This is a genomic window from Pantoea graminicola, from assembly GCF_048452665.1.
Classification (GTDB): domain Bacteria; phylum Pseudomonadota; class Gammaproteobacteria; order Enterobacterales; family Enterobacteriaceae; genus Pantoea.
The window spans coordinates 255,458-277,420 of record NZ_JBLWSJ010000003.1 but is presented as its reverse complement, the minus strand read 5'-3'; the positions used below and the strand labels follow the sequence as shown (position 1 = coordinate 277,420).

22 protein-coding genes are annotated in these 21,963 nt (G+C 58.8%); 10 read left to right on the top strand and 12 right to left on the bottom strand.

Features of this window, described 5'->3' with window-relative positions:
- Positions 1 to 19: 19 nt before the first annotated feature.
- The 3 genes from ynaL to ACNY69_RS08985 all read right to left on the bottom strand — a co-directional run bounded on the left by ynaL (position 20) and on the right by ACNY69_RS08985 (position 3,197).
- The gene (gene ynaL, locus ACNY69_RS08995) at positions 20 to 166 is read right to left on the bottom strand and encodes a proline-rich small protein YnaL (protein ID WP_167498275.1); all 147 of its coding nucleotides are present in this window, start codon (positions 164 to 166) and stop codon (positions 20 to 22) included.
- A gap of 304 nt (positions 167 to 470) precedes the next feature.
- Positions 471 to 1,454, bottom strand: coding sequence for a zinc transporter ZntB (gene zntB / locus ACNY69_RS08990; RefSeq protein WP_111139489.1), 984 nt, complete (start codon positions 1,452 to 1,454; stop codon positions 471 to 473).
- Positions 1,455 to 1,577: 123 nt separating this feature from the next.
- Complete coding sequence (locus tag ACNY69_RS08985) at positions 1,578 to 3,197, bottom strand: peptide ABC transporter substrate-binding protein (protein WP_111139488.1); 1,620 nt, start codon at positions 3,195 to 3,197, stop codon at positions 1,578 to 1,580.
- A 151-nt stretch (positions 3,198 to 3,348) separates the two neighbouring features.
- Here ACNY69_RS08985 and mpaA point away from each other — a divergent pair, with 151 nt between their 5' ends.
- The gene (gene mpaA, locus ACNY69_RS08980; RefSeq protein ID WP_418797992.1) at positions 3,349 to 4,056 is read left to right on the top strand and encodes a murein tripeptide amidase MpaA; all 708 of its coding nucleotides are present in this window, start codon (positions 3,349 to 3,351) and stop codon (positions 4,054 to 4,056) included.
- Here mpaA and ycjG read toward each other — a convergent pair.
- Positions 4,031 to 5,014, bottom strand: coding sequence for an L-Ala-D/L-Glu epimerase (ycjG, locus tag ACNY69_RS08975; protein WP_418797990.1), 984 nt, complete (start codon positions 5,012 to 5,014; stop codon positions 4,031 to 4,033). The two genes, mpaA and ycjG, sit on opposite strands and share 26 nt — an antisense overlap.
- A 137-nt stretch (positions 5,015 to 5,151) precedes the next feature.
- On the opposite strand from ycjG, the gene tpx reads away from it, so the two are divergent.
- Complete coding sequence (gene tpx, locus ACNY69_RS08970; RefSeq protein WP_111139485.1) at positions 5,152 to 5,655, top strand: thiol peroxidase; 504 nt, start codon at positions 5,152 to 5,154, stop codon at positions 5,653 to 5,655.
- Between the two features lie 235 nt (positions 5,656 to 5,890).
- Here tpx and tyrR read toward each other — a convergent pair whose 3' ends face one another.
- The 7 genes from tyrR to pspA all read right to left on the bottom strand — a co-directional run bounded on the left by tyrR (position 5,891) and on the right by pspA (position 11,809).
- Positions 5,891 to 7,456: a transcriptional regulator TyrR gene (tyrR, locus tag ACNY69_RS08965; RefSeq protein WP_293770213.1), complete on the bottom strand. Its 1,566-nt coding sequence runs from the start codon at positions 7,454 to 7,456 to the stop codon at positions 5,891 to 5,893.
- A gap of 337 nt (positions 7,457 to 7,793) precedes the next feature.
- The gene (locus tag ACNY69_RS08960; RefSeq protein ID WP_418797987.1) at positions 7,794 to 8,855 is read right to left on the bottom strand and encodes a TIGR01620 family protein; all 1,062 of its coding nucleotides are present in this window, start codon (positions 8,853 to 8,855) and stop codon (positions 7,794 to 7,796) included.
- Positions 8,852 to 10,249, bottom strand: coding sequence for a YcjX family GTP-binding protein (locus tag ACNY69_RS08955; protein ID WP_111139482.1), 1,398 nt, complete (start codon positions 10,247 to 10,249; stop codon positions 8,852 to 8,854). Before ACNY69_RS08955 ends, ACNY69_RS08960 begins: the two co-directional genes overlap by 4 nt.
- A complete protein-coding gene (gene pspD, locus ACNY69_RS08950; protein WP_293770218.1) occupies positions 10,230 to 10,478 on the bottom strand; it encodes a phage shock protein PspD in 249 nt (82 codons plus the stop codon). Before pspD ends, ACNY69_RS08955 begins: the two co-directional genes overlap by 20 nt.
- Before the next feature lie 53 nt (positions 10,479 to 10,531).
- Entirely contained in the window at positions 10,532 to 10,882 is a 351-nt protein-coding gene (gene pspC, locus ACNY69_RS08945; RefSeq protein ID WP_111139511.1) for an envelope stress response membrane protein PspC, read from the bottom strand.
- Complete coding sequence (gene pspB, locus ACNY69_RS08940) at positions 10,882 to 11,109, bottom strand: envelope stress response membrane protein PspB (RefSeq protein ID WP_418797984.1); 228 nt, start codon at positions 11,107 to 11,109, stop codon at positions 10,882 to 10,884. The genes pspC and pspB overlap by 1 nt, the downstream gene beginning before the upstream one ends.
- A 34-nt stretch (positions 11,110 to 11,143) precedes the next feature.
- Positions 11,144 to 11,809 (bottom strand): phage shock protein PspA, encoded by a 666-nt coding sequence (gene pspA / locus ACNY69_RS08935; RefSeq protein WP_293770223.1) that lies wholly within the window; start codon positions 11,807 to 11,809, stop codon positions 11,144 to 11,146.
- 165 nt (positions 11,810 to 11,974) lie between these two features.
- On the opposite strand from pspA, the gene pspF reads away from it, so the two are divergent.
- The 8 genes from pspF (at position 11,975) to ACNY69_RS08895 (ending at position 20,891) form a co-directional block, all read left to right on the top strand.
- Positions 11,975 to 12,976, top strand: coding sequence for a phage shock protein operon transcriptional activator (gene pspF, locus ACNY69_RS08930; protein ID WP_111139479.1), 1,002 nt, complete (start codon positions 11,975 to 11,977; stop codon positions 12,974 to 12,976).
- A 389-nt stretch (positions 12,977 to 13,365) separates the two neighbouring features.
- Positions 13,366 to 14,988, top strand: a complete 1,623-nt coding sequence (gene sapA / locus ACNY69_RS08925) for an ABC transporter substrate-binding protein SapA (RefSeq protein WP_111139477.1) — start codon at positions 13,366 to 13,368, stop codon at positions 14,986 to 14,988.
- On the top strand, positions 14,989 to 15,954 hold the full coding sequence (gene sapB / locus ACNY69_RS08920) for a putrescine export ABC transporter permease SapB (protein ID WP_111139476.1): 966 nt from the start codon (positions 14,989 to 14,991) through the stop codon (positions 15,952 to 15,954).
- Positions 15,941 to 16,831 (top strand): putrescine export ABC transporter permease SapC, encoded by an 891-nt coding sequence (gene sapC / locus ACNY69_RS08915; protein ID WP_111139475.1) that lies wholly within the window; start codon positions 15,941 to 15,943, stop codon positions 16,829 to 16,831. Before sapB ends, sapC begins: the two co-directional genes overlap by 14 nt.
- Complete coding sequence (gene sapD / locus ACNY69_RS08910) at positions 16,832 to 17,827, top strand: putrescine export ABC transporter ATP-binding protein SapD (RefSeq protein ID WP_418797980.1); 996 nt, start codon at positions 16,832 to 16,834, stop codon at positions 17,825 to 17,827.
- 1 nt (position 17,828) lies between these two features.
- Positions 17,829 to 18,632, top strand: a complete 804-nt coding sequence (gene sapF, locus ACNY69_RS08905) for a putrescine export ABC transporter ATP-binding protein SapF (protein ID WP_111139473.1) — start codon at positions 17,829 to 17,831, stop codon at positions 18,630 to 18,632.
- Positions 18,633 to 18,773: 141 nt separating this feature from the next.
- Complete coding sequence (gene fabI / locus ACNY69_RS08900; RefSeq protein ID WP_111139472.1) at positions 18,774 to 19,562, top strand: enoyl-ACP reductase FabI; 789 nt, start codon at positions 18,774 to 18,776, stop codon at positions 19,560 to 19,562.
- A gap of 216 nt (positions 19,563 to 19,778) precedes the next feature.
- On the top strand, positions 19,779 to 20,891 hold the full coding sequence (locus ACNY69_RS08895; RefSeq protein ID WP_293770240.1) for a CMD domain-containing protein: 1,113 nt from the start codon (positions 19,779 to 19,781) through the stop codon (positions 20,889 to 20,891).
- A gap of 7 nt (positions 20,892 to 20,898) precedes the next feature.
- Here the strand turns inward: ACNY69_RS08895 and ACNY69_RS08890 are convergent, their stop codons facing one another.
- Positions 20,899 to 21,795 (bottom strand): LysR family transcriptional regulator, encoded by an 897-nt coding sequence (locus ACNY69_RS08890; RefSeq protein WP_111139470.1) that lies wholly within the window; start codon positions 21,793 to 21,795, stop codon positions 20,899 to 20,901.
- Positions 21,796 to 21,963 lie beyond the last annotated feature (168 nt).

Sequence of the window (21,963 nt, the reverse complement as noted above, 5' to 3'; positions counted from 1 at the left end):
CCGGAAGCACGCCCTTTTTTTATATATTGCGGTGTGGCGGCGGATCCATGATCGGTGGAAACTCCGGGTCACCCGGCGGATCGGGTTGCGGCTGGGGATGTGGAATCGGGTCAGGAATCGGGGTGGGATCCGTCGGGATCGGCTCGCTGTTAAAAATCGCGCTCATGCCGTACTCCTTTTCTTGCGAATGGAGTTTAAGCTTAGGTAAGAAACGCCATCGGGGCCAGGCGGATAAAAAAAAAGCCGGCGCACTGGCCGGCATGTTTCGAATTAATTGTGCTATGCAATAATTCTAAAAATATAAGTATGACAATATGGAGCGCAACGCCCATCGCTTGACGTTGCATTCACCTGCGGAAGAGAGTTTGCGTCAGGTGCCGCATCGGGTTCTTGATATCGATCAGCTTTTGCCTTTTTAATCCGGTTTTCCGGCCGGATGACGCGATTTTCCGCCGTGTCCCCCTGCCCGGCTACAGCCAGCGCCGTTTACGCAGATAGCCTGCCACGCCCAGTGCCAGCGCTACCAGCAGCAGACAGAAGAGCGGAAAGCCATAGTGCCAGTTGCCGCCGGGGATCCCGCCCAGGTTGACGCCAAACAACCCCGTCAGGAAGGTTGCAGGAAGAAAAATCATCGCCATCAGTGACATCGTATAGGTGCGGCGATTCATCGACTCCGCCATTGCTGAGGCGACCTCATCGGCCAGGATCGCAGTGCGCGCGACGCCCGCATCCAGGTCATCCAGCCCGCGCCCCAGACGATCGGCGATCTCCTGCATCCGGCGGCGTTCGCTGTCATCCATCCAGCCAAGCTTTTCGCTGGCCAGCCGGGCATAGACATCCCGCTGCGGCGCCATATAGCGACGCATCACAATCAGTTGTTTGCGCAGCAGGCCGAGTTCGCCCCGTGCCGGCATCCGCTGGTCCAGCAGCGCATCTTCCAGCTCAATGATTTTGTCATGCAGCTCTTCGATAAATTCGCTGGTGTGATCGGTCAGGGCATCACAGACATCCACCAGCCAGCTGCCGCAGTCAATCGGGCCGTTGCCGTTCTGCAGATCCGTCAGCACTTCATCGACCGCAGTGACTTTACGCCGCCGGGTGGAGACGATGAGCTTGTCGTTGATAAAGACCCGCATCACCACCAGTTGATCGCGACGCGCATCGCTGTTGTGATTGACGCTGCGCAGCACGATCATAAAACCGTCGCCCAGCCGGCTGACACGGGGGCGCATGCTGTCGCCCGCTAACGCATCGCGCACCGTATCCGGGATTTGCGGCGTCGACTGCAGCCACTCTGCGCTTTTGCGGTGGGTGTAATTCAGATGCAGCCAGCAGGGCTGCTCACACTGGATCACCTCATCTTCCGCGATCGGGATCATCCCGCCCTTACCATCCAGCTGGCAGGAAATTATGGCATCCGACACCTGCAACGCTTTTCCTTCAATTACGTCCACACCTTCGCCTCACTACTAAAATCAATACGATACAGTCTAGCGTCACGCCGTTGAGTTGCAATTGCCGCGCTGTGTAGAAAGATGTCAGCAGATGGCCGGTAAAACGGCCATCTGCCTCTTGATTTAATGCTTCTCAATCCACAGTTCGCGGCTGTAGGCGACATCTTCGGGGTTGGTGATGGGGTAGCCTTTGACCCAGGGTTTAATCAGACGGCCATTGGTGTACTGATAGATGGGGGCGATGGGTGCCTGGTCAGCCAGGATCTGTTCGGCACGGTTGTAATCGCTGTTGCGTGCCTCGTCACTGGTTTCTCGGCTGGCTTTGGCCAGCACGGCATCGTAATCACGATTGCTGAAGCGCGAGATGTTGCTGCTGTTTCCTGCGGTCAGCAGATTCAGGAAGGTCGAAGGCTCGTTGTAATCGCCAATCCAGGAGGCACGGATAACATCGAAGTTACCGCTGTTGCGGCTGTCGATGTAGGTTTTCCACTCCTGATTTTCCAGCGTGACATCCACCCCAAGGTTCTTTTTCCACATCGAAGCAACGGCAATCGCAATCTTCTGATGACTTTCAGAGGTGTTATAAAGCAGTTTAAGTTTCAGCGGCTTGCCGGGGCCATAGCCAGCGGCGGCCAGCAGTGCTCTGGCCTGCGCGTTCAGGCTGTTCTGATCGTGCTGCTGCAGGAAGGATGGCAGCGGCTTAAAGCCCGCCGTCACGTCAGGGGTAAAGTGCCAGGCCGGTTTTTCACCGGTGCCCAGCACCTTTTCAGCGATAATCTTCCGGTCGATAGACCAGGAGAGCGCCTTGCGCACCCGTACATCGGCCGTCGGCCCCTTCTGCGTATTAAACGCATAGTAGTAGGTGCCCAGCTGGTCGGGCGTATAGACCTCGCCCGGCAGAGTTTTCTTCAGCAGCCCATACATCTCTTTGGGGAAGGATTCAGTGATATCGATATCATTGGCGCGGTAGCGTTTGGTGGCGCTCGACTCCTCGTTGATCGGAACGAACGTGACCTTTGTCAGCACCGAGTGCGCATCGTCCCAGTAGTGAGGATTGCGCGTGAGGACGATCTTTTCGTTCACGACGCGCTCGCTGAGCTGGTAAGCGCCGTTGCCGACCAGTTTACCAGGCGCTGTCCAGCTGTCGCCCTGCTGCGTAATAACCTTCTCAGGCACCGGAAACAGCGCGACGTTGGCCACCAGCGCCGGGAACCAGGGCACCGGCCGATCCAGCGTGACCTTCAGGCGGCTGTTATCCAGCGCCACCACGCCCAGCTTATCGGTCGTCATCTCGCCTTTGGTGATTGCTGCGGCGTTCTCAATCCCGCTTAATCCGGCAAACCAGGCAAAGGCCGAACTGTTTTTAGGATCGACCAGACGCTGCCAGCTGTAGACGAAATCCCGGGCGGTCACCGGATCGCCATTTGACCAGCGTGCGTTATTCCGCAGCGTGAAAATCCAGGTTTTATTATCGCTGCTGCTCCAGCTCTGCGCCACGCCCGGCACAATTTTGCCCTGCGCATCCTGGTTAGTCAGCCCCTCAAACAGGTCGCGGATCACCTGGATTTCGGGCAGTCCCACGGCTTTAAGCGGATCGAGCGACGCCGGTTCATCTTTGATATGGCGGACAATCTGCTGCTGTTCAGCAAGTGGCGCGCCAGCGGGGGGATTCGCCGCGATGGCGGGTGTGATGAGGCTGCTCAGGCTGATGGCTGCCAGCGTCATGCGGAAGGTCTTGACCATGATCACTCCTTTACCCAAAGAAGCGCTGCATCAGCCTGATGCCGATGCAGCTTGTGCAGGGCACTTTAACGCAAATGGCTGATCGATAAATAGCTATTTTCCGCATCCCGCTTTTCCGCTACTTTTAATAAAACCCTTTGAGGAAATCACTATGTCGCCACTCCATCCGCGTCCGCTGCGCGGCAAACTGGACGTTTCGTATCAGCAGTATGGCCGTTCAGTTCTGGGCGCTCCCCTGCTGTGGTTTCCGGCCCTGCTGGGGGATGCCGACAGTGGTCTGATTCTGGCCGGTACTCACGGTGATGAGAATGCGGCCATTGCGACCCTCTCCGCCGCGTTACGGACGCTGCCCGAGGGTATGCGACGGCACCATGTGGTGCTGGCGGTTAATCCGGATGGCTGTCAGCTCGGGCTGCGCGCCAACGCCAATGGCGTCGATCTCAACCGCAACTTTCCGGCGGCGAACTGGCAGTCAGGCGATACCGTCTATCGCTGGAACAGTGCTGCCGATGCGCGCGACGTGGCGCTCTCCACCGGCACTCATCCGGCTTCCGAGCCGGAAACCCAGGCGCTCTGCGCCCTGATTCATCAGCTGAAACCGCGCTGGATCGTCTCCTGGCACGAACCGCTGGGCTGTATTGACGATCCGCATCAGGTGGAGATTGGGGGCTGGCTGGCCAGCCACACCGGCCTTCCCCGCGTCAGCAGCGTCGGCTATGACACGCCCGGCTCGTTCGGCAGCTGGTGCAACGATCTCAGCCTGCCCTGCGTGACCGCTGAAATGCCGGTCGTGTCGGTCGATGAAGCCACCGAGGTCTATCTGGAGATGATGGTTAACCTGTTGCGCTGGCAGAAATAATCAGCTGCCCGTTGCGCACTTTAATCGCCGGTTCGGCATCCACCGCCAGCCAGGTCGGACCGTCGAGATCGGCGAAGCGCGTCTGTGGCACCAGCGGCAGTGCGGCGCGGATGGCCCGCGAGGTGCAGAGCATACAGCCGAGCATGACCGCAAAGCCCTGCTGCTGTGCGGCCTCCGCCAGCGCCAGCGCCTCCGTCAGCCCGCCCGCTTTATCCAGTTTGATATTGACCATCTCGTAGCGACCCTGCAGCGCCGCCAGGCTGCTGCGGGTGTGACAGCTCTCGTCGGCACAAATGGGCAGCGGATGGATGAAGTTCTCCAGGGCTGCTTCTTCACCGGCGGGCAGAGGCTGCTCCAGCATTGCCACATTGATGTCCGCCAGCAGCTGACAGCGCGCGGCCAGCCCTTCAGCGTGCCAGGATTCATTGGCATCCACGATCAGCGTCGCCTCCGGCACGGCGGCGCGGATGGCCATCAGGCGCTCGGTGATAAAATTATTATCCAGCTTAATCTTCAGCAACGTCGCGCCATGCTGCCAGAGCGCCAGGGCGCTGCTGGCCATCGCTTCGGGTGTATCAATGCTGACGGTCTGTGCCGTCACCACATCCGCTGGCGCATTCACACCGCTCAGCTGCCAGAGGCTGCTGTTCTGCTGATGCGCGGCGAGATCCCACAGCGCACTGTCAATGGCGTTGCGCGCCGCGCCGGCAGGCAGCGCCTGCTGCAACGCCTCACGCGTCATCCCCTGTTGCAGTGCAGGCAGGATCGCGGCAATCTGCGCCAGCACCGAGGCTTCACTTTCACCGTAGCGGGCGTAGGGTGTCGCTTCACCGACGCCTTTGACGCCATCTTCCTCAATTTCCACCACCACCACTTTTACTTCAGTCCGGGTTCCGCGAGCGATGACAAACGGCGTATGTAACGGCCAGGCTTCGGGATAACTTTTTACCGTTCTCATTTCCACTCCACAATGGGTGACAGACCGCCACGTTAAATTCCACAATTGAACTCGTAAACCCTTAACATTTATGTCATAAACAACGGCTATCTTTCACGGTTTTGTGTCAGATCTTTTTTTCATCAAAAGGAATCACTATGTCTCAGACTGTTCATTTTCAGGGTAACGCGGTACCGGTTGCGGGTCAGTTTCCTCAGGCTGGCGATAAAGCCAAAGCCTTTACGCTGGTGGCAAAGAACCTGGTTAACGTCGCGCTCTCTGAGTATGCAGGAAAACGCAAAATTCTGAACATTTTCCCGAGCGTGGATACCGGCGTCTGCGCCTCATCGGTCCGCAAATTCAACCAGGCCGCCAGCGAACTGAACAACACCGTGGTGCTGTGCATCTCTGCGGATCTGCCCTTTGCCCAGTCACGTTTCTGTGGCGCAGAGAACCTGAGCAACGTGGTAACGTTGTCGACGCTGCGCGGTTCAGAGTTCAAATATGATTATGGCGTGGAAATTGCTGACGGTGCGCTGGAAGGTCTGACCGCGCGGGCGGTGATTGTGCTGGATGAGAACGATAAGGTGCTCTACAGCCAGCTGGTTAACGAAATTACGACCGAACCAGATTATGACGCTGCGCTGGCCGCATTGAAGTAATCAGCGATTCGGATGGCTGACCGTTCCCTGATTCGGGTTTCGCCAGCCAGAGACAGAGAACGTAACGTGCCCTGTGCAGGGTCTGAAGAGAAAAACGTCCCCGGAGAACATGCCGGGGACGTTTTTAATCCTGCCAGCCCGATGACGCACCCCAGCAATCGGGCATTATCGGGATGCGGTGCGTCCTGCCCCTGAGCCAGATAAGCCTGACTCTGCTGGCAATCCCTCTCCTCTCTTATTCGTTTTCCGTGCGTTTCTGCCCCAGACCATATTCCCGCAGCTTATTCGCGATAGCGGTGTGGGACACGCCAAGCCGTTTCGCCAGTTTGCGCGTGCTGGGATAGGAGAGGTAGAGCCGCGTCAGGATCGAACGTTCAAAGCGGCTGGTAATCTGGTCCAGCGTGCCCTCCAGCGCCTCATCGCCCAGCGATACATCCAGCGCCTGTTCAGGCAGGACGATATCCTGCGGCCGCAGCTCATAGCCTTCAAGCTGGGTCAGCGCGCGATAGAGAGCGTTCTTTAACTGACGCACGTTGCCCGGCCAGGCATAGCGGGTCAGAAACGCGTTGAGCTGCGGAGAGAGACGCGGGCGCGCCATCCCCTGCTCATCGGCAAAGCGGGCGACGAACATCTCGGTCAGCGGCAGGATATCCTGAGGACGATCGCGCAGAGGCGGCAGTTGCAGCGTCAGCACGTTGAGCCTGTAAAAGAGATCTTCACGAAACTCCCCGCGCTGCACCAGCTCGATGAGGTTCTTCTGCGTGGCGCAGATGACCCGCACATTAACATGCACTTCATGCTCTTCGCCGACGCGCCGGAAGGTGCCATCGTTCAGGAAACGCAGCAGCTTGGTCTGCATTCTCGGCGACATCTCCCCGATCTCATCCAGCAGGACGGAACCGCCATTAGCCTGCTCAAAAAAGCCTTTCTTTCCTTCCAGCGCGTTCGGATAGGCGCCAGCGGCATGACCAAACAGTTCGCTTTCCGCGACGTCGTCGGGCAGCGAGGCGCAGTTCAGTGCCAGGAAAGGGTTTTTCCCGCGGGCGCTGCGCAGATGACAGGCGCGAGCCAGCATATCTTTGCCGGTGCCGGTGTCACCGACGATCAGCAGGGGCGCGTCCAGCATCGCCAGTTTGCGCGCCTGATCGACTACCTGTCGCATCTTCGGCGTAACCGCAATGATATGGTCAAACTCCGATTCGTCAGTGACCACCAGATTCTGCAGCTGACGCCCCATGCGGGCTGTTGACTTCAGCATCACCATCGCCCCTACCGGCCTGTCGCCCTGGCCCTCTTCGCCCGGCAGGTAAATCGGCCGGGCTTCCATCAGAAAATCGCGGCCTTCAATGACGACATGCTGCGCCTGCGCTTCAACCCGGTCGCTCTCCAGCCAGCGCATGAAGTTAAACCCGTTGATCAGATTACCCGCACTGACGTTGCGCATCTTCTCTTCATCGAGGTTAAACAGGTTCAGTGCGGCCGGGTTAGCCAGCTCAACCTTACTTTTCAGATCGACAGAGAAGACCGGATCCGGCATTGCTACCAGCAGCGCCGTGAGCGCACGATGTTCGCGTTCAGAGGGCATGTACGTTACGGTGCGCACATCTGTTACGCCAGGTGTACGCCTGATCTCCGCCATCAGGTTACTGAAGGCGTCGAATTCCAGTGCAGCAAAATTGAGGTAGATCCGCCCCAGCGCCGTGATTTCTATTCCACGTAAATCGATGTTGCGTGCCACCAGCAGATCGAGCAGTTCACGCGTCAGACCGATACGGTCCTGACAGAACACTTCCAGACGCATTGCGTTCGCCTTAATCAGGTTCAGATAGGAGAATAATACGCTAACTCCCACGCCCGCAGAAAGGGATCTGTCAGGAAAAGTTGACAGTACAGGCGCGGTTGGCGCGCTTTTGTACGGAGGCGGATGCATGTGCAGTCAGAAGAGTAAATCCTTAAGGGAATGGCGCACTTTATCCGGGAGAAAAACGGGATGGCCTTTACGCTGCCAGCGGATCCGGTGATCACCGATGAAGCAGCCTGTCCGGGAACCTGTCTCACTATCGATTCGCGGCAGGTGCTTCGCCAGCCACAGTAATGACTAAAGGCGGCCAGGCCGCCTTTAGTCTGTTCTCTGCACGTCAGGCGGACTTATTGCCGCCCTTCTGCAACGCCTCTTTCATCTGGCCCAGCAGCTCGCGGCGAAAATCGCCGAGTCGCGGTTTATCCTGCTCCAGCCAGGGTAAAGGACGGCAGAGTTCCATCGCTTTGATGCCCAGCCGCGCCGTCAGCAGTCCCGCGCCGATGCCCTGCGCGGCACGGGTCGACAGCCGGGCGGCAATATCCTGTGACATCCAGTCCATCCCTACCTCTCTGACCAGCTCTGATGCACCGGCAAACGCCATATTGATCAGCACCAGCCGGAACAGCCGGATGCGGCTGAAGTAGCCCAGCTCAATCCCGTATATCGCCGCGATACGATTCACCAGCCGCAGGTTGCGCCAGGCGATAAAGGCCATATCCACCAGCGCCAGCGGACTGACCGCAATCATCAGCGTGGCTTCGGCCGCATGACGACTGATTTCACGCCGCGCCTGGCGATCCAGCACCGGCTGGACCAGCTGCGCATATAACCGGGCAATTTCACTGTCGTTGTGGGTTTCATGCAGCGAGGCGTGCCAGCGCTGCAGCGCCGGATGCGCCTGATCCAGCTCCGCCTGCCGTGCCAGCTTTTCGCAGAATGCGCGGCCTTTACCGATGCCGTGGCTCTGCAGCAGCTCACGGCCCACATCCCGCTCTTCCGCACGCTGACGCAGCTGCCAGAGTCGACGCCATTCGGCGGTCAGCGCGCCGGCACCCGCCAGCACGACCAGGCCGCCCGCGACGCCGCTGCCGAGTGAAAACCAGTCGCGGGCGAGCCAGGCGTCATGTGTCCACTGCACGCCCTGCGCAACCACGCTGACACCAAACAGCAGCGCGCCTGCGGTAACCAGTTTGCGCCACAGGCTGCGGCGGGGTTTCAGCGCCGCTTCCACCGCCCGTTCACCCGCGCCCTCCTCTTCAACGGCCACGTCGTCATCCGGTACCGCCAGAAACGCCGCCTGCGCTTCCGGGTCAAAACTCTGTGCCGGACGCAGCGGCGTGTGCGTGCTCTCATCCAGCGGGCGGGCAAAGTCGATACGCGGCTTCAGCGGTTCACTCATCGTAATTTGTCTCCCAACAAAAATTCCAGCGCGGCATCCATGCGGATATGCGGCAGCGGACGATCGACATCGAGCTGCTGCGGCCGGAACTGTTCAAACTGAAAACCCTGCTGCTGCCAGAAAGCGTGCCCCGGCAGGCGCGGCGGCACTTCGCCGGGGTAGACGGTCAGCGGTTCGCCATCCGCCAGCCGGTGGCCGCGCAGGGCCGGGATTTTCTCACCCCGGTGATCGACCAGCCCGCTCTGCGTCGCCTGCACCGACGCCAGACCGATACAATCCATGCTGATGCCTTCGAATGCGGCGTTCTGCCAGGCATCCTGCACCAGCTGCTGCAGCAGCGAGACCATGTTGCCATGCTGATCGCTGGTAATGTGATCCGCCTTGGTGGCCGCAAACAGCAGTCGGTCGATCACCGGTGAAAACAGACGGCGGAACAGCGTGCGCTGCCCGTAATGAAAGCTCTGCATCAGCTGGGTCAGCGCCAGCCGCATATCGTTAAACGCCTGAGGTCCGCTGTTGAGCGGTTGGAGGCAGTCGACCAGCACGATCTGGCGATCGAAGCGGAGGAAATGATTTTTATAAAAGCCTTTCACCACATGCTGACAGTAGTAGTTAAACCGCTGCTGGAGCATGCTGAAATTGCTGCCCTTGTCAGCCTGGGTCAGCCTCGCGAGTTGTGTCTCATCCAGCACGGGCAGCGGGAAAAACTGCAGCGCAGGCGCCCCCGCCATATCGCCGGGCAGCACGAAGCGGCCAGGCTGAATAAAGTGCAGGCCTTCGGATTTACAGCGGTGCAGATAGTCGGTCCAGGCGGCAGCGATCTCTGCCAGCAGCGTCTCATCGGCGGGTGCCAGCGGATCGAACTTTTCACACAGCGCGCGCCAGGGCTTTGCCCACGCCGCGCGATCGCCCTGCAGCAGCCCGTTCATCTGCCGCGACCAGGCGAGGTAATCCTGCGCCAGCATCGGCAGATCCAGCAGCCATTCGCCGGGGTAGTCGACGATCTCCAGATAGAGCGTTGCGGTCTCTTTCAGGTGGCGCAGCAGCGAATCACCCGGACGGTAGCGCAGCGCCAGCCGCATTTCGCTAACGCCGCGGGTCGGCGTGGGCCAGGCGGGCGGCTGGCTGTAAAGCTGGGCCAGTCCTTCGTCGTAGGTAAAGCGCGCCGTGCCCATGTCGCGCTGCGGCACCCGCTTTACCCCTAACAGACGCTCATCCCGCACCACGGAAAACAGCGGCAAACGTGCGCCGCTGTGTACCGTTAAAAGCTGATTAACCAGTGAGGTGATGAATGCCGTTTTTCCGCTGCGGCTTAGCCCGGTTACGGCCAGACGCAGATGGCGATCGACGCCACGGTTCATCAACGCCATCAATTCAGTTTGCAGTCTTTTCATCTTTCTCCCTGATGAAGCGCGACGCCATGCGGTTCATGACGCGCTTCAGCAGTGGCTCCAGCGCCACCGCCAGCAGCAGACGTAACGGGCGTCGCGCTACCGATTTCACTGCCCAGCCGGTCACCCCAGCCGGACCATAAGTCACCGCATTGATAATGATAAATTTAGCCGCCGACTTCAATGCAGGTGTCGCGCGGTGACGAAAAGCAGTGGATCGCGAATAGGACATTAACACCTCCATCGGGTTGGCATACGGGCCGGAAGCGGCCCGGAAACAGCGTATCAGATCTGACGGAAACGGCTGCGCACACTGAAGGTTTCAGAGGTGACATAGCGTTCTATGTCACGCACGCTGCCTTCATCACGCTGCAGGGCGCTTTCCAGCTGGTCCAGCAGTTCGCTGGCGCTGGGCTGGCGCGCCTCCTCCGTGACAGTGGCGGGTTTCTCATCCAGCACAAACCCCAGTACAAAATAGGCAATGACGGTAAAAAGAAACAGGCCAAAGAACAGGGATAACACGACGATGACCCGCAGCAGACGCACCGGAATATCCAGATACTCCGCCAGGCCTGCGCAGACCCCCATCAGTTTTCCTTCAGCAGGTTTGCGCCACAGCTTACGGCCCTTCATGATCATGGCTGCCTCCAGTTTGGATGTTCGGCGTCCAGAATGGCCTCCAGCGCATCAATCCGTTCGCGCATCCGCTGCGCGTCCTGAGTGGCGCGCTGCAGACGCTGGATTTCGCTTTGAGACAGCTCCGAACCGCCATTGCGCTTGTTGCTGTAATGCAGCCATAACCAGATCGGTGCAACAAACAGCACAAAGATCGTTAAGGGTATGGCGAGAAAAAGTGCGCTCATTGACTCTCCTTAATCACTATCGCAACGTCGACAATTACTCACCGCGGTTCATTCTGGCTTTCAGCGCGTTGAGCTGCTGACTGATCTCATCGTCTGCTTTCAGGTCAGTGAACTGCTGGTCCAGCGTTTTCGGCTTACCAAAACCGTGGCTCTCCGCTTCCGCTTCCATATGATCGATGCGACGTTCGAAAGACTCAAATCGCGCCATCGCTTCATCAATTTTACCGCTGTCCAGCTGACGACGGACATCGCGGGAAGAGGAGGCGGCCTGGTGACGCAGGGTCAGCGCCTGCTGACGGGCACGGGTCTCGCTGAGTTTTTTCTCCAGCTCACCAATCTCGCCTTTCATACGCTCCAGCGTCTCTTCAACCTGACTCACTTCCTGCTTCAGTGACGCGATAAGATCGGTGAGTTTCTGTTTTTCAATCAGCGCAGAGCGGGCCAGATCTTCTTTATCTTTGCGCAGCGCCAGCTCCGCTTTTTCCTGCCATTCAGCCTGCTGAATCTCAGCCTGTTCGATGCGGCGTGACAGCTGTTTCTTTTCTGCCAGCGCCCGTGCAGAGGTGGAGCGCACTTCGACTAAGGTGTCTTCCATCTCCTGAATCATGAGCCGGACCAGCTTCTGCGGATCTTCCGCGCGCTCCAGCAGGGAATTGATGTTGGCGTTCACGATATCGGCGAAACGAGAAAAAATACCCATAATGCTGTTCCTCTTTTGATGTTTTACATTTCTGTTGCTCTGCCTGGTTCATACAAGATGCGTGCCAATTTTATAAGCCACTGATATTAAATGAATTTGAAATTTTACAGGCCTTTCAGCTTGCTCTAAGATAGTCAAAATGATTAATGGGTGGCGAAATTCATCATGACAGGATCAAACGATAATCTTCTGGGCGAGTCGAACAATTTTCTGGAAGTACTGGAGCAGGTTTCTAAGCTGGCTCCGCTGGAGAAGCCGGTGCTGGTGACGGGTGAACGCGGAACGGGTAAAGAGCTCATCGCCAGCCGCCTGCACTATCTCTCTGACCGCTGGCAGGGCCCGTTTATCTCGCTGAACTGTGCCGCGCTGAATGAAAATCTGCTGGACTCCGAACTCTTCGGGCATGAGGCGGGCGCCTTTACCGGCGCGCAGAAGCGCCATCTGGGGCGTTTTGAGCGTGCAGACGGCGGCACGCTGTTTCTGGATGAGCTGGCAACCGCGCCGATGCTGGTGCAGGAAAAGCTGCTCAGGGTAATTGAGTACGGGCAGCTGGAGCGTGTCGGCGGCAACCACTCCCTGCAGGTAAACGTCCGGCTGGTCTGCGCGACCAATGAAGATTTGCCCGCCCTGGCCGCGGCAGGAAAATTCCGCGCCGACCTGCTGGATCGTCTGGCATTTGATGTGGTGCAGCTGCCGCCTCTGCGCGAGCGCCGCAGCGATATTCTGGTGATGGCTGAGCATTTCGCTATCCAGATGTGCCGCGAGCTTGGCCTGCTGCTCTTTCCGGGATTTACGCCGCGCGCCCAGCAGGCGCTGCTCGACTATCACTGGCCGGGTAACGTTCGCGAACTGAAAAATGTGGTGGAGCGGTCGGTCTATCGTCATAACAGCAGCGAGCAGCCGCTGGATAAGGTGATTATTAACCCGTTCGCGGCGCGGCAGGAGCCGGTCGCGCTTCTGCCCGCCAGCCAGGCGGCTGAAAGCAGCGCCCTGCCCGCGCTGCCGCTGGATCTGCGGCAGTGGCAGAATCAGCAGGAGCGCGATCTGGTCGAAGCCAGCCTGCATCAGGCGCGTTATAACCAGCGCCGCGCCGCCGGTTTACTCGGCGTTACCTATCATCAGCTACGCGCGATGATGAAAAAGCACGATATCAAAGCCGAAATCTGATCGGCAGGCTCCGCTGCTCATTTCCTCTCTGGCAGCCTTGAGGCCAGATGACGGGTGGCGGCTCCGGAGAAGACGTTGTCCGGGCACGGGAGAGCATACCCTGCTGAAAGCAAAAAAAAGCCCGCCATTGGGCGGGCAACAATACTGGAAGCAATGTGAGCAATGTCGTGCTTTTCTCCGGCAGAGCCACCGTCGAATCGCCAATGAATAATAATCATTCTTATTATCATCTGTAAACCTTTAGTTGAGAATTTTTCTCATTACCACACCCTCTGTGCGTGCTTTTTTACGCGACGATGATGAAAATCAGGCTGGCAGTCGTCGCAGGTTTTGGGACAACGCCCGCTTTGCGATACACTCTGCGTAATGCCTCAAAATCGTTGAGTTCTATGTCAAAACTACTGTATTCGCTGTTGCTGAGCCTCAGTGCGTTGAGTGCCCCTGCGTGGTCGGCACCGGCAGGTGATATCCGCCAGACCGGCTTTGTCTATTGCGTCAGCGGCACGCTGAACACCTTTAACCCGCAGATGGCCAGCAGCGGGCTGACGGTCGATACGCTGGCGGCACAGCTCTATGATCGGCTGCTGGACGTTGATCCCTATACCTATCGTCTCAAGCCCGACCTGGCGTCGGGATGGGAAGTGCGCGACAACGGCGCGACCTATCGCTTCCATCTGCGCAGCGGCGTACAGTTTCAGCAGACCAATCAGTTCCGCCCGACCCGCACGCTCAACGCCGACGATGTGGTATTCAGCTTTGCCCGGATGTTTGATCGTCATCATCCCTGGCATAACGTCAATGGCGGCTACTACCCCTACTTTGACAGCCTGCAGTTTGCGGATTCGGTACAGAGCGTCAGAAAAATCGACAACCGGACCGTGGAGTTCAGGCTGAACAGCCCGGATGCCTCGTTCCTCTGGCATATGGCGACCCACTATGCGCCCGTGCTGTCGAAAGAGTACGCCGATCAGCTTACCGCGCAGGGACGACAGGAAGAGCTGGATCGGCAGCCGGTCGGCACCGGTCCCTATCAGCTCAGTGAATATCGCACCGGTCAGTACATCCGGCTGGCACGGAATCCTCACTACTGGAAAGGCGTGCCGCGCCTGCAACAGGCGGTGATCGATCTCGGTTCGGGCGGCACCGGACGACTCTCAAAATTGTTAACCGGTGAATGTGACGTGCTGGCCTATCCCGCGGCCAGCCAGCTGACGATTCTGCGCGACGACCCTCGTCTGCGGATGACGCTGCGCCCCGGGATGAACGTCGCCTATCTGGCCTTTAATACCCGTAAACCGCCGCTCGACCGGCCGGAAGTGCGTCATGCGCTGGCGCTGGCGATCAACAATGAACGCCTGATGGAGTCCATCTATTACGGCACCGCCGAAACGGCGGCCTCTATCCTGCCGCGCGCCTCCTGGGCTTACGACAACGATGCCCGCATCACCAGCTACGATCCGGCGAAGTCCCGGGCGGCGCTGGCCTCGCTTGGGATCAGCGATTTGCATCTGCGGCTGGTGGTACCGGTCGCCTCCCAGTCCTGGAATCCCAGCCCGCTGAAAACCGCCGAACTGTTGCAGGCGGATCTGGCGCAGGTGGGTGTCCGGCTGACGATTGTGCCGGTAGAGGGCCGTTTTCAGGAGGCGCAGCTGATGGCGATGAATCACGATCTGACGCTTTCGGGCTGGGCGACGGACAGCAACGACCCCGACAGCTTCTTCCGGCCTCTGCTGAGCTGTGCGGCAATTCGTTCGCAGACCAATTATGCCCACTGGTGCTCACCCGCCTTCGATGAAACGCTGCAGAATGCCCTGTTATCCCAGCAGCTCGCTGGCCGCATCGACAGTTATGACAAGGCACAGCAGATTCTGGCGCAGGAGCTGCCGGTGCTGCCGCTGGCCTCCTCGTTACGGTTGCAGGCGTTTCGGCATGATATTAAAGGGCTGGTGCTGAGTCCGTTCGGTAACGCATCCTTTGCCGGGGTTTATCGTGAAAGCGACAAGGAAAAGTAAGTGATTATCTATATTCTGCGGCGTCTGCTGCTGCTGATCATTACCCTGTTTCTGCTGTCGCTGGTCAGCTTCAGCCTGAGCTACTTCACTCCCAATGCGCCGCTGGAAGGCGCGGCGCTCTCCGACGCCTGGTGGTTCTGGTTTAAAGGGATGCTGCAGTTCGATTTCGGCGTCTCCAGCACCAACGGACAGGAGATTGGCCTGCAGCTGCGTGAGGTTTTCCCGGCGACCATGGAGTTATGCATCCTGGCCTTCCTGTTTGCCCTGCTGGTGGGGATCCCGCTGGGGATCTGTGCCGGGGTCATGCGCAATAAATGGCAGGATAAAACCATCAGTGCGCTGGCGCTTTTCGGCTTTTCTGCGCCGATTTTCTGGCTCGCGCTGCTGCTGACGCTCTTCTTCTCGCTGACTCTGGGCTGGCTGCCGGTGTCGGGTCGCCACGATTTGCTCTATCCGGTGAAGAATATCTCGGGCTTTGCATTGATCGACGCCTGGCTGAGTCCTTCGCCGTGGCGGCACGAGATGATTGTCAGCGCTCTCTCTCACCTGGTGCTGCCGGTGCTGGTGCTGGCGATGGCGCCGACGACGGAGGTGATCCGCTTGCTGCGCAACAGCACCAGCGACGTAATGGATAAAAACTATGTTAAAGCGGCCGCCACGCGCGGTCTGTCGCGCTTTACGGTGATCCGCCGCCATGTGCTGCACAATGCGCTGCCGCCGGTGATCCCGCGTCTGGGCCTGCAATTCTCGACCATGATTACACTGGCGATGATCACCGAGATGGTCTTTAACTGGCCTGGCCTCGGCCGCTGGCTGATCAACGCGATTCGTCAGCAGGATTATGCGGCGATCTCCGCCGGTGTGATGGTAGTCGGCGGGCTGGTGATACTGGTCAACGTCATTTCTGACGTCATTGGTGCGGCGCTGAATCCGCTGAAACATAAGGAATGGTATGCCCGTCGATAATATCTACGCCGAAAAACGCCTGCCCAGTGCCTTTCGTCAGAGCTGGCAGCACTTCTACAGCAAACCGATCTCGATGGTCGGGCTGTATGGCTTCGGCGCGCTGCTGCTGCTCTGCCTTTTTGGCGGCCTGATTGCGCCTTACGGCATCGATCAGCAGTTCCTGGGCTATCAGCTGCTGCCGCCCTCCTGGTCCCGCTACGGCGATGTCTCCTTTTTTCTGGGGACTGACGATCTCGGCCGTGATGTCCTGAGCCGCCTGCTGAGCGGCGCGGGCCCGACGGTCGGCTCCGCGATGCTGGTCACGATCTTCGCTACCCTGGGCGCGCTGGTGCTGGGCGTGCTGGCGGGTATGACGCACGGCATCCGCTCAGCGGTGATGAACCATGTGCTGGATACCCTGCTTTCGATCCCGTCGCTGTTGCTGGCGATCATCGTGGTGGCATTTCTTGGGCCACGGCTGGAACATGCGCTGCTGGCGGTCTGGCTGGCGCTGATGCCACGTCTGGTACGCGAGATTTACAGCGCCGTACACGATGAGCTGGAAAAAGAGTATGTGGTGGCAGCGCGTCTTGATGGGGCGAGCGGGCGCAATATCCTGCGCTACGCCATCATGCCGAACATTTTGCCGATGTTGATCACCGAGATTACCCGTGCACTGTCGATGGCGATTCTCGATATCGCGGCGCTGGGATTTCTCGACCTGGGCGCACAACTGCCCTCACCGGAATGGGGTGCGATGCTGGGTGATTCGCTGGAGCTGATTTACGTCGCCCCCTGGACCGTGATGCTGCCCGGCGTGGCGCTGATGATCAGCGTGTTAATTATCAACCTGCTCGGTGACGGCATCCGTCGCGCCGTCGAAGCGGGAGTGGAATAAATGCCGTTACTTGATATCCGTAATCTGACCATTGAATTTATGACCGCTGACGGGCCGGTCAAGGCGGTCGATCGTGTCAATCTGACACTGGGCGAAGGCGAGCTCCGCGGGCTGGTCGGCGAGTCCGGCTCCGGTAAAAGCCTGGTCGCCAAGGCTATCTGCGGCGTGACCAATGATAACTGGCGAGTCACCGCCGATCGCATGGTCTTCGATGATGTCGATCTGCTGCGCCTGACGCCGCGCGAGCGCCGCCGCATCATCGGCCATAACGTCTCGATGATTTTTCAGGAGCCGCAATCCTGTCTCGATCCCTCCGAGAGCATCGGTCGTCAGCTGATGCAGGTTATTCCGCGCTGGACCTACAAAGGTCCCTGGCTGAAACGCTTCTGGTTCTGGCGTAAAACCCGCGCCATCGAACTGCTGCATCGCGTCGGCATCAAAGATCACAAAGATATTATGCGCAGCTTTCCCTATGAGCTGACCGAAGGCGAGTGTCAGAAGGTGATGATCGCCATTGCCCTGGCAAACCAGCCGCGACTGCTGATTGCCGATGAACCGACCAACGCCATGGAGCCGACCACCCAGGCGCAGATTTTTCGCCTGCTGAGCCGCCTGAATCAGAATAATAACACCACGATCCTGCTGATCAGCCACGACCTGCGCACCATGAGCCAGTGGGCTGACCGCATTAATGTGATGTACTGCGGCCAGACGGTGGAAACCGCACAGAGCGAAGATTTAATGAGCACGCCGCACCATCCCTATACCCAGGCGCTGATTCGGGCAATGCCCGATTTTGGTCGCGCCCTGCCGCACAAGAGCCGCCTGAATACGCTGTCGGGCGCGATTCCGTCGCTGGAGAGCCTGCCGATTGGCTGTCGTCTGGGGCCACGCTGCCCCTATGCGCAGCGCAAATGTATCGAGACGCCCCGGCTGACCGGCAGCAAAACGCACCTCTATGCCTGTCACTTCCCGCTGAATATGGAGGGCCAGTAGCATGGAAACCCTGCTCGAAGTGCGTAATCTGAGTAAAACCTTTCGCTATCGCACAGGCCTGTTTCGTCGTCAGCACGTTGAGGCGGTGAAGTCGGTCAGCTTTACCCTGCGTGAGCGGCAGACGCTGGCGATCATCGGTGAAAATGGCTCCGGGAAATCCACGCTGGCGAAGATGCTCAGCGGCATGGTCGCGCCCACCGAGGGGGAGATTCTGATTGACGATCATCCGCTGACCTTCGGCGATTATGGCTATCGCAGCCAGCGCATCCGCATGATTTTTCAGGACCCGTCCACCTCGCTGAACCCGCGTCAGCGCATCAGCCAGATCCTGGAGTTCCCCCTGCGGCTGAATACCGATCTTGATGCTGAGGCGCGCGAAAAGCGCATTATCGCCACGCTGCGCCAGGTGGGCCTGCTGCGCGATCACGCCGGCTACTATCCGCATATGCTGGCGCCCGGTCAGAAACAGCGTCTGGGGCTGGCGCGTGCGCTGATCCTGCAACCTAAGGTGATTGTGGCTGACGAAGCACTGGCATCGCTGGACATGACAATGCGTTCCCAACTGGTGAACCTGATGCTGGAGCTGCAGGAAAAGCACGGCATCGCCTACATCTATGTCACCCAGCATCTGGGGATGATGAAGCACATCAGCGACAAAGTGCTGGTGATGCATCAGGGCGAAGTAGTGGAACGTGGCGGCACCGCCGATGTGCTGGCCTCTCCGCTGCACGATCTGACCCGTCGGCTGATCAGCAGCCACTTTGGTGAAGCGTTAAGTGCTGAAGCCTGGCGGCGCGAGCGCTGATTTTTGCCGCCTGTCCCGGAAATTGCGGGCCGGTTTACCTGATTTATGAGAGACGTGCTAGAATCCGCACGTCGATTAACGTCGGTCGCTTACTTTTTAATCATGCGGCCGCCAACTACAATGACCATAAGGATTACAGCTATGGGTTTTCTTTCCGGTAAGCGCATTCTGATTACTGGCGTTGCCAGTAAACTTTCCATCGCCTACGGTATTGCACAGGCGATGCACAAACAGGGCGCAGAGCTGGCTTTCACCTACCAGAACGACAAGTTAAAAGGTCGTGTGGAAGAGTTTGCCAAAGAGTTGGGTTCAGACATCGTGCTGCCATGTGACGTAGCCGAAGATGAGAGCATCAAATCTCTGTTCACTGAACTGGCAAAAACCTGGCCGAAATTTGACGGTTTCGTTCACTCTATCGGTTTCGCCCCTGGCGAGCAGCTGGTTGGCGACTATGTGAACGCCGTTACCCGCGAAGGCTTCAAAATCGCGCATGACATCAGTGCCTACAGCTTCGTTGCTATGGCTAAAGAGTGCCGCGAGATGCTGAACCCGCACTCTGCGCTGCTGACGCTCTCTTACCTGGGCGCTGAGCGCGCGATCCCGAACTACAACGTGATGGGTCTGGCTAAAGCGTCTCTGGAAGCAAACGTGCGTTACATGGCAAACGCCATGGGCCCGGAAGGCGTGCGTGTTAACGCCGTGTCTGCAGGTCCTATCCGCACACTGGCGGCCTCAGGCATCAAAGATTTCCGTAAGATGCTGGCACACTGCGAAGCGGTTACCCCGATTCGCCGTACCGTGACCATCGAAGATGTCGGTAACTCAGCAGCATTCCTCTGCTCTGACCTCGCTGGCGGCATCACCGGTGAAGTGGTCCACGTTGATGGCGGCTTCAGCATCGCCGCTATGAACGAACTGGAACTGAAATAAGTTCCTGAAGGGCGAGCCTGGCTCGCCCTTTTCCTCCCCTCTGCCGCACCCTTCCTGCCTGATTTTCCTGTCGTTATACCGTAACGCTATTAATTATCACCGATCAATCTTTTGTCCCGGACTGACCATCAGCGACGATAAGCCAGCCCTTCGGTTTATGCACATTTTCAGATTCTGCCGCTGCATGCCGAACCCGAATCTGCAAAAGGATTGATCATGGAACAACGCCGCTATCCGGGCCATAACCACTGGTTTTACGAGAGCCAGACCAGTCCACGTACCTCGCAGGCCGCGCCGCTGGTACCCGAGGCCGCCCATATTGACGATCGTTTCCTGCTGGGCTGTCACGGTGATAACGCGGAGATGCAGGCACTGCTGCGCGCTCATCAGCCCGCTCTGCTGGCCGCGCGCGATCTGGCGCAGCTTCTTTTTCCCGATCGCGTGGCGACGTCGCTCACCCACACCCTGACGCTTTACGATCGCCTCAGCACCGCGCTGACGGTGGCGCAGGTTACGGGGATTCAGCGGCTATGTAATCACTACTCTGCACGCCTCAATCCCCTGCCCGGGCCTGACTCCTCACGCGAGAGTAATAATCGTCTGACCCAGATTACGCAGTATGCGCGCCAGCTGGCGATGCAGCCGGAGCTGATTGGTGCCAGCGCGATCACGGCACTGGATGCGGTTGGCCTGACGGCGCCCGATATTGTGACGCTGAACCAGCTGATCGGCTTTGTCTCTTATCAGGCGCGAGTGGTCGCCGGACTTCAGGCATTGCAGGCGCAGCCGGTTCGCTGGCTGCCAGGCAGTACCGCCCCGCCGGATGCGGACGCCAGCGGATTTGACCAGCCTGGCCGCTGGCAGCCCGCGCTGAAACCGCTGGAATTACGTTATGCCAGTGCGGAACAGCTTACGGCCATTACCCGCTGTCAGCCATTGCCCGGCATGCAGGAGGCGGTCTGGCTGCTGGCACATGATCCCGCTGCACTCTATGGCTGGGCGCAACTGCGTCAGCATCTGCCGCAGGACTTAACTCTGGCGGAGGCGACCGCGGCCCGCATTCTGGGCAGCCGCTGGGGATTCCGGCTGCTGCCGGGGAATGAAAGATTAATCGAAGGGGTGGATGAGGCCGGGGCCACAGGCGAGCAGCAGCAGATCATTGCGCTGGCGGCGCAGCTCACCCGGTCGCCGGAACGCTTCAGCGCCGCACATCTGCAGCCGCTGATGGCGGCGGGCCGGGAGCCGGAGGCGCTGTTCGCGCTGATTCAGTGTGTTGCCATCGGCAACTGGAACAGCCGTCTGTTTTACGCGCTGGGTGAGTCGCGGTAGCAGATACTCAGACCGGCAGCAGGCCGCGCGCCTCGTCGAAGAAGTGCTGTGCCAGCGGGGTCGCGCGGCCCGGCTCGGCAATCACCAGGGCCGCCTGACGGGCCATCGGCGGCAGTATAATCGCGCGCTGCTGTAGCCCCTGCAACGATGCGGGCAGCAGGTGCCCGACCGGGGAGACCAGCAGGCCAAGACCGACCTGCGCGCACTGCATCAGCTGCATCACAGAGGCGCTCTCGACGATCACCCGTGGCACCAGCCCCGTCTCACGAAAAGCCATATCCAGATAGCGACGGAAATAGCGCGTCGGTTCCGCCAGACAGAGCGGCTGCTGTGCCAGGTCAGAGAGTGCCAGTGGCGTCTCCCCCACCAGCGCCGGGAAATAGTCGGGGTGGAATATCGCCTCAACGCCTCTGTCCGCCAGCATCTCGGTCTGAAAATGAAGCTCCCGCAGGGTTGCCATCTCAAAGAATCCGATCCCGACATCCACAGTGTGGCTGTTGAGGGCTTCGAGTAGTTGATCGGCGCTGAGCACGGCAATCCGGTAGTCGAGCTGAGGATAACGGGCCTGGACAGCCTTCAGCAGCAGCGGCAGCGCCATGCTGCACTGTGGCACTACGCCCACCCGCAGTGTGCCGTTCACGCCATGTTTCAGCGACTCGACTTCCAGCTTCAGTCCCTGATAGACCGAGACGATCTCCCTGGCCCACGCCAGCACCCGATCGCCTTCAGGGGTAAAACCAGCGAAATTATTGCTGCGGTTTATCAGCGGCAGACCCAGCTCGCGCTCCAGATTTTTCAGGCGCATCGAAAGGGTCGGCTGGGTAACGAAACTGGCTTCGGCGGCACGACCGAAATGGCGTTCGCGCTCCAGGTTGCACAGGTATATAAGCTGTTTAATGTCGATTTTGTTTTTCCATCAGCGACTTACGATTAATTATTTTATGCAGCGCGTTTTTTATCTGCTGCCTGATGTACAGCTAATTTCGCAGGCATCTGCGTGGCGTGGCGATGCTCATGATAAGCCGATTAGTGCCAGGCTTCAAACCAGCGGACACATCGCCTCTCAGCCGGT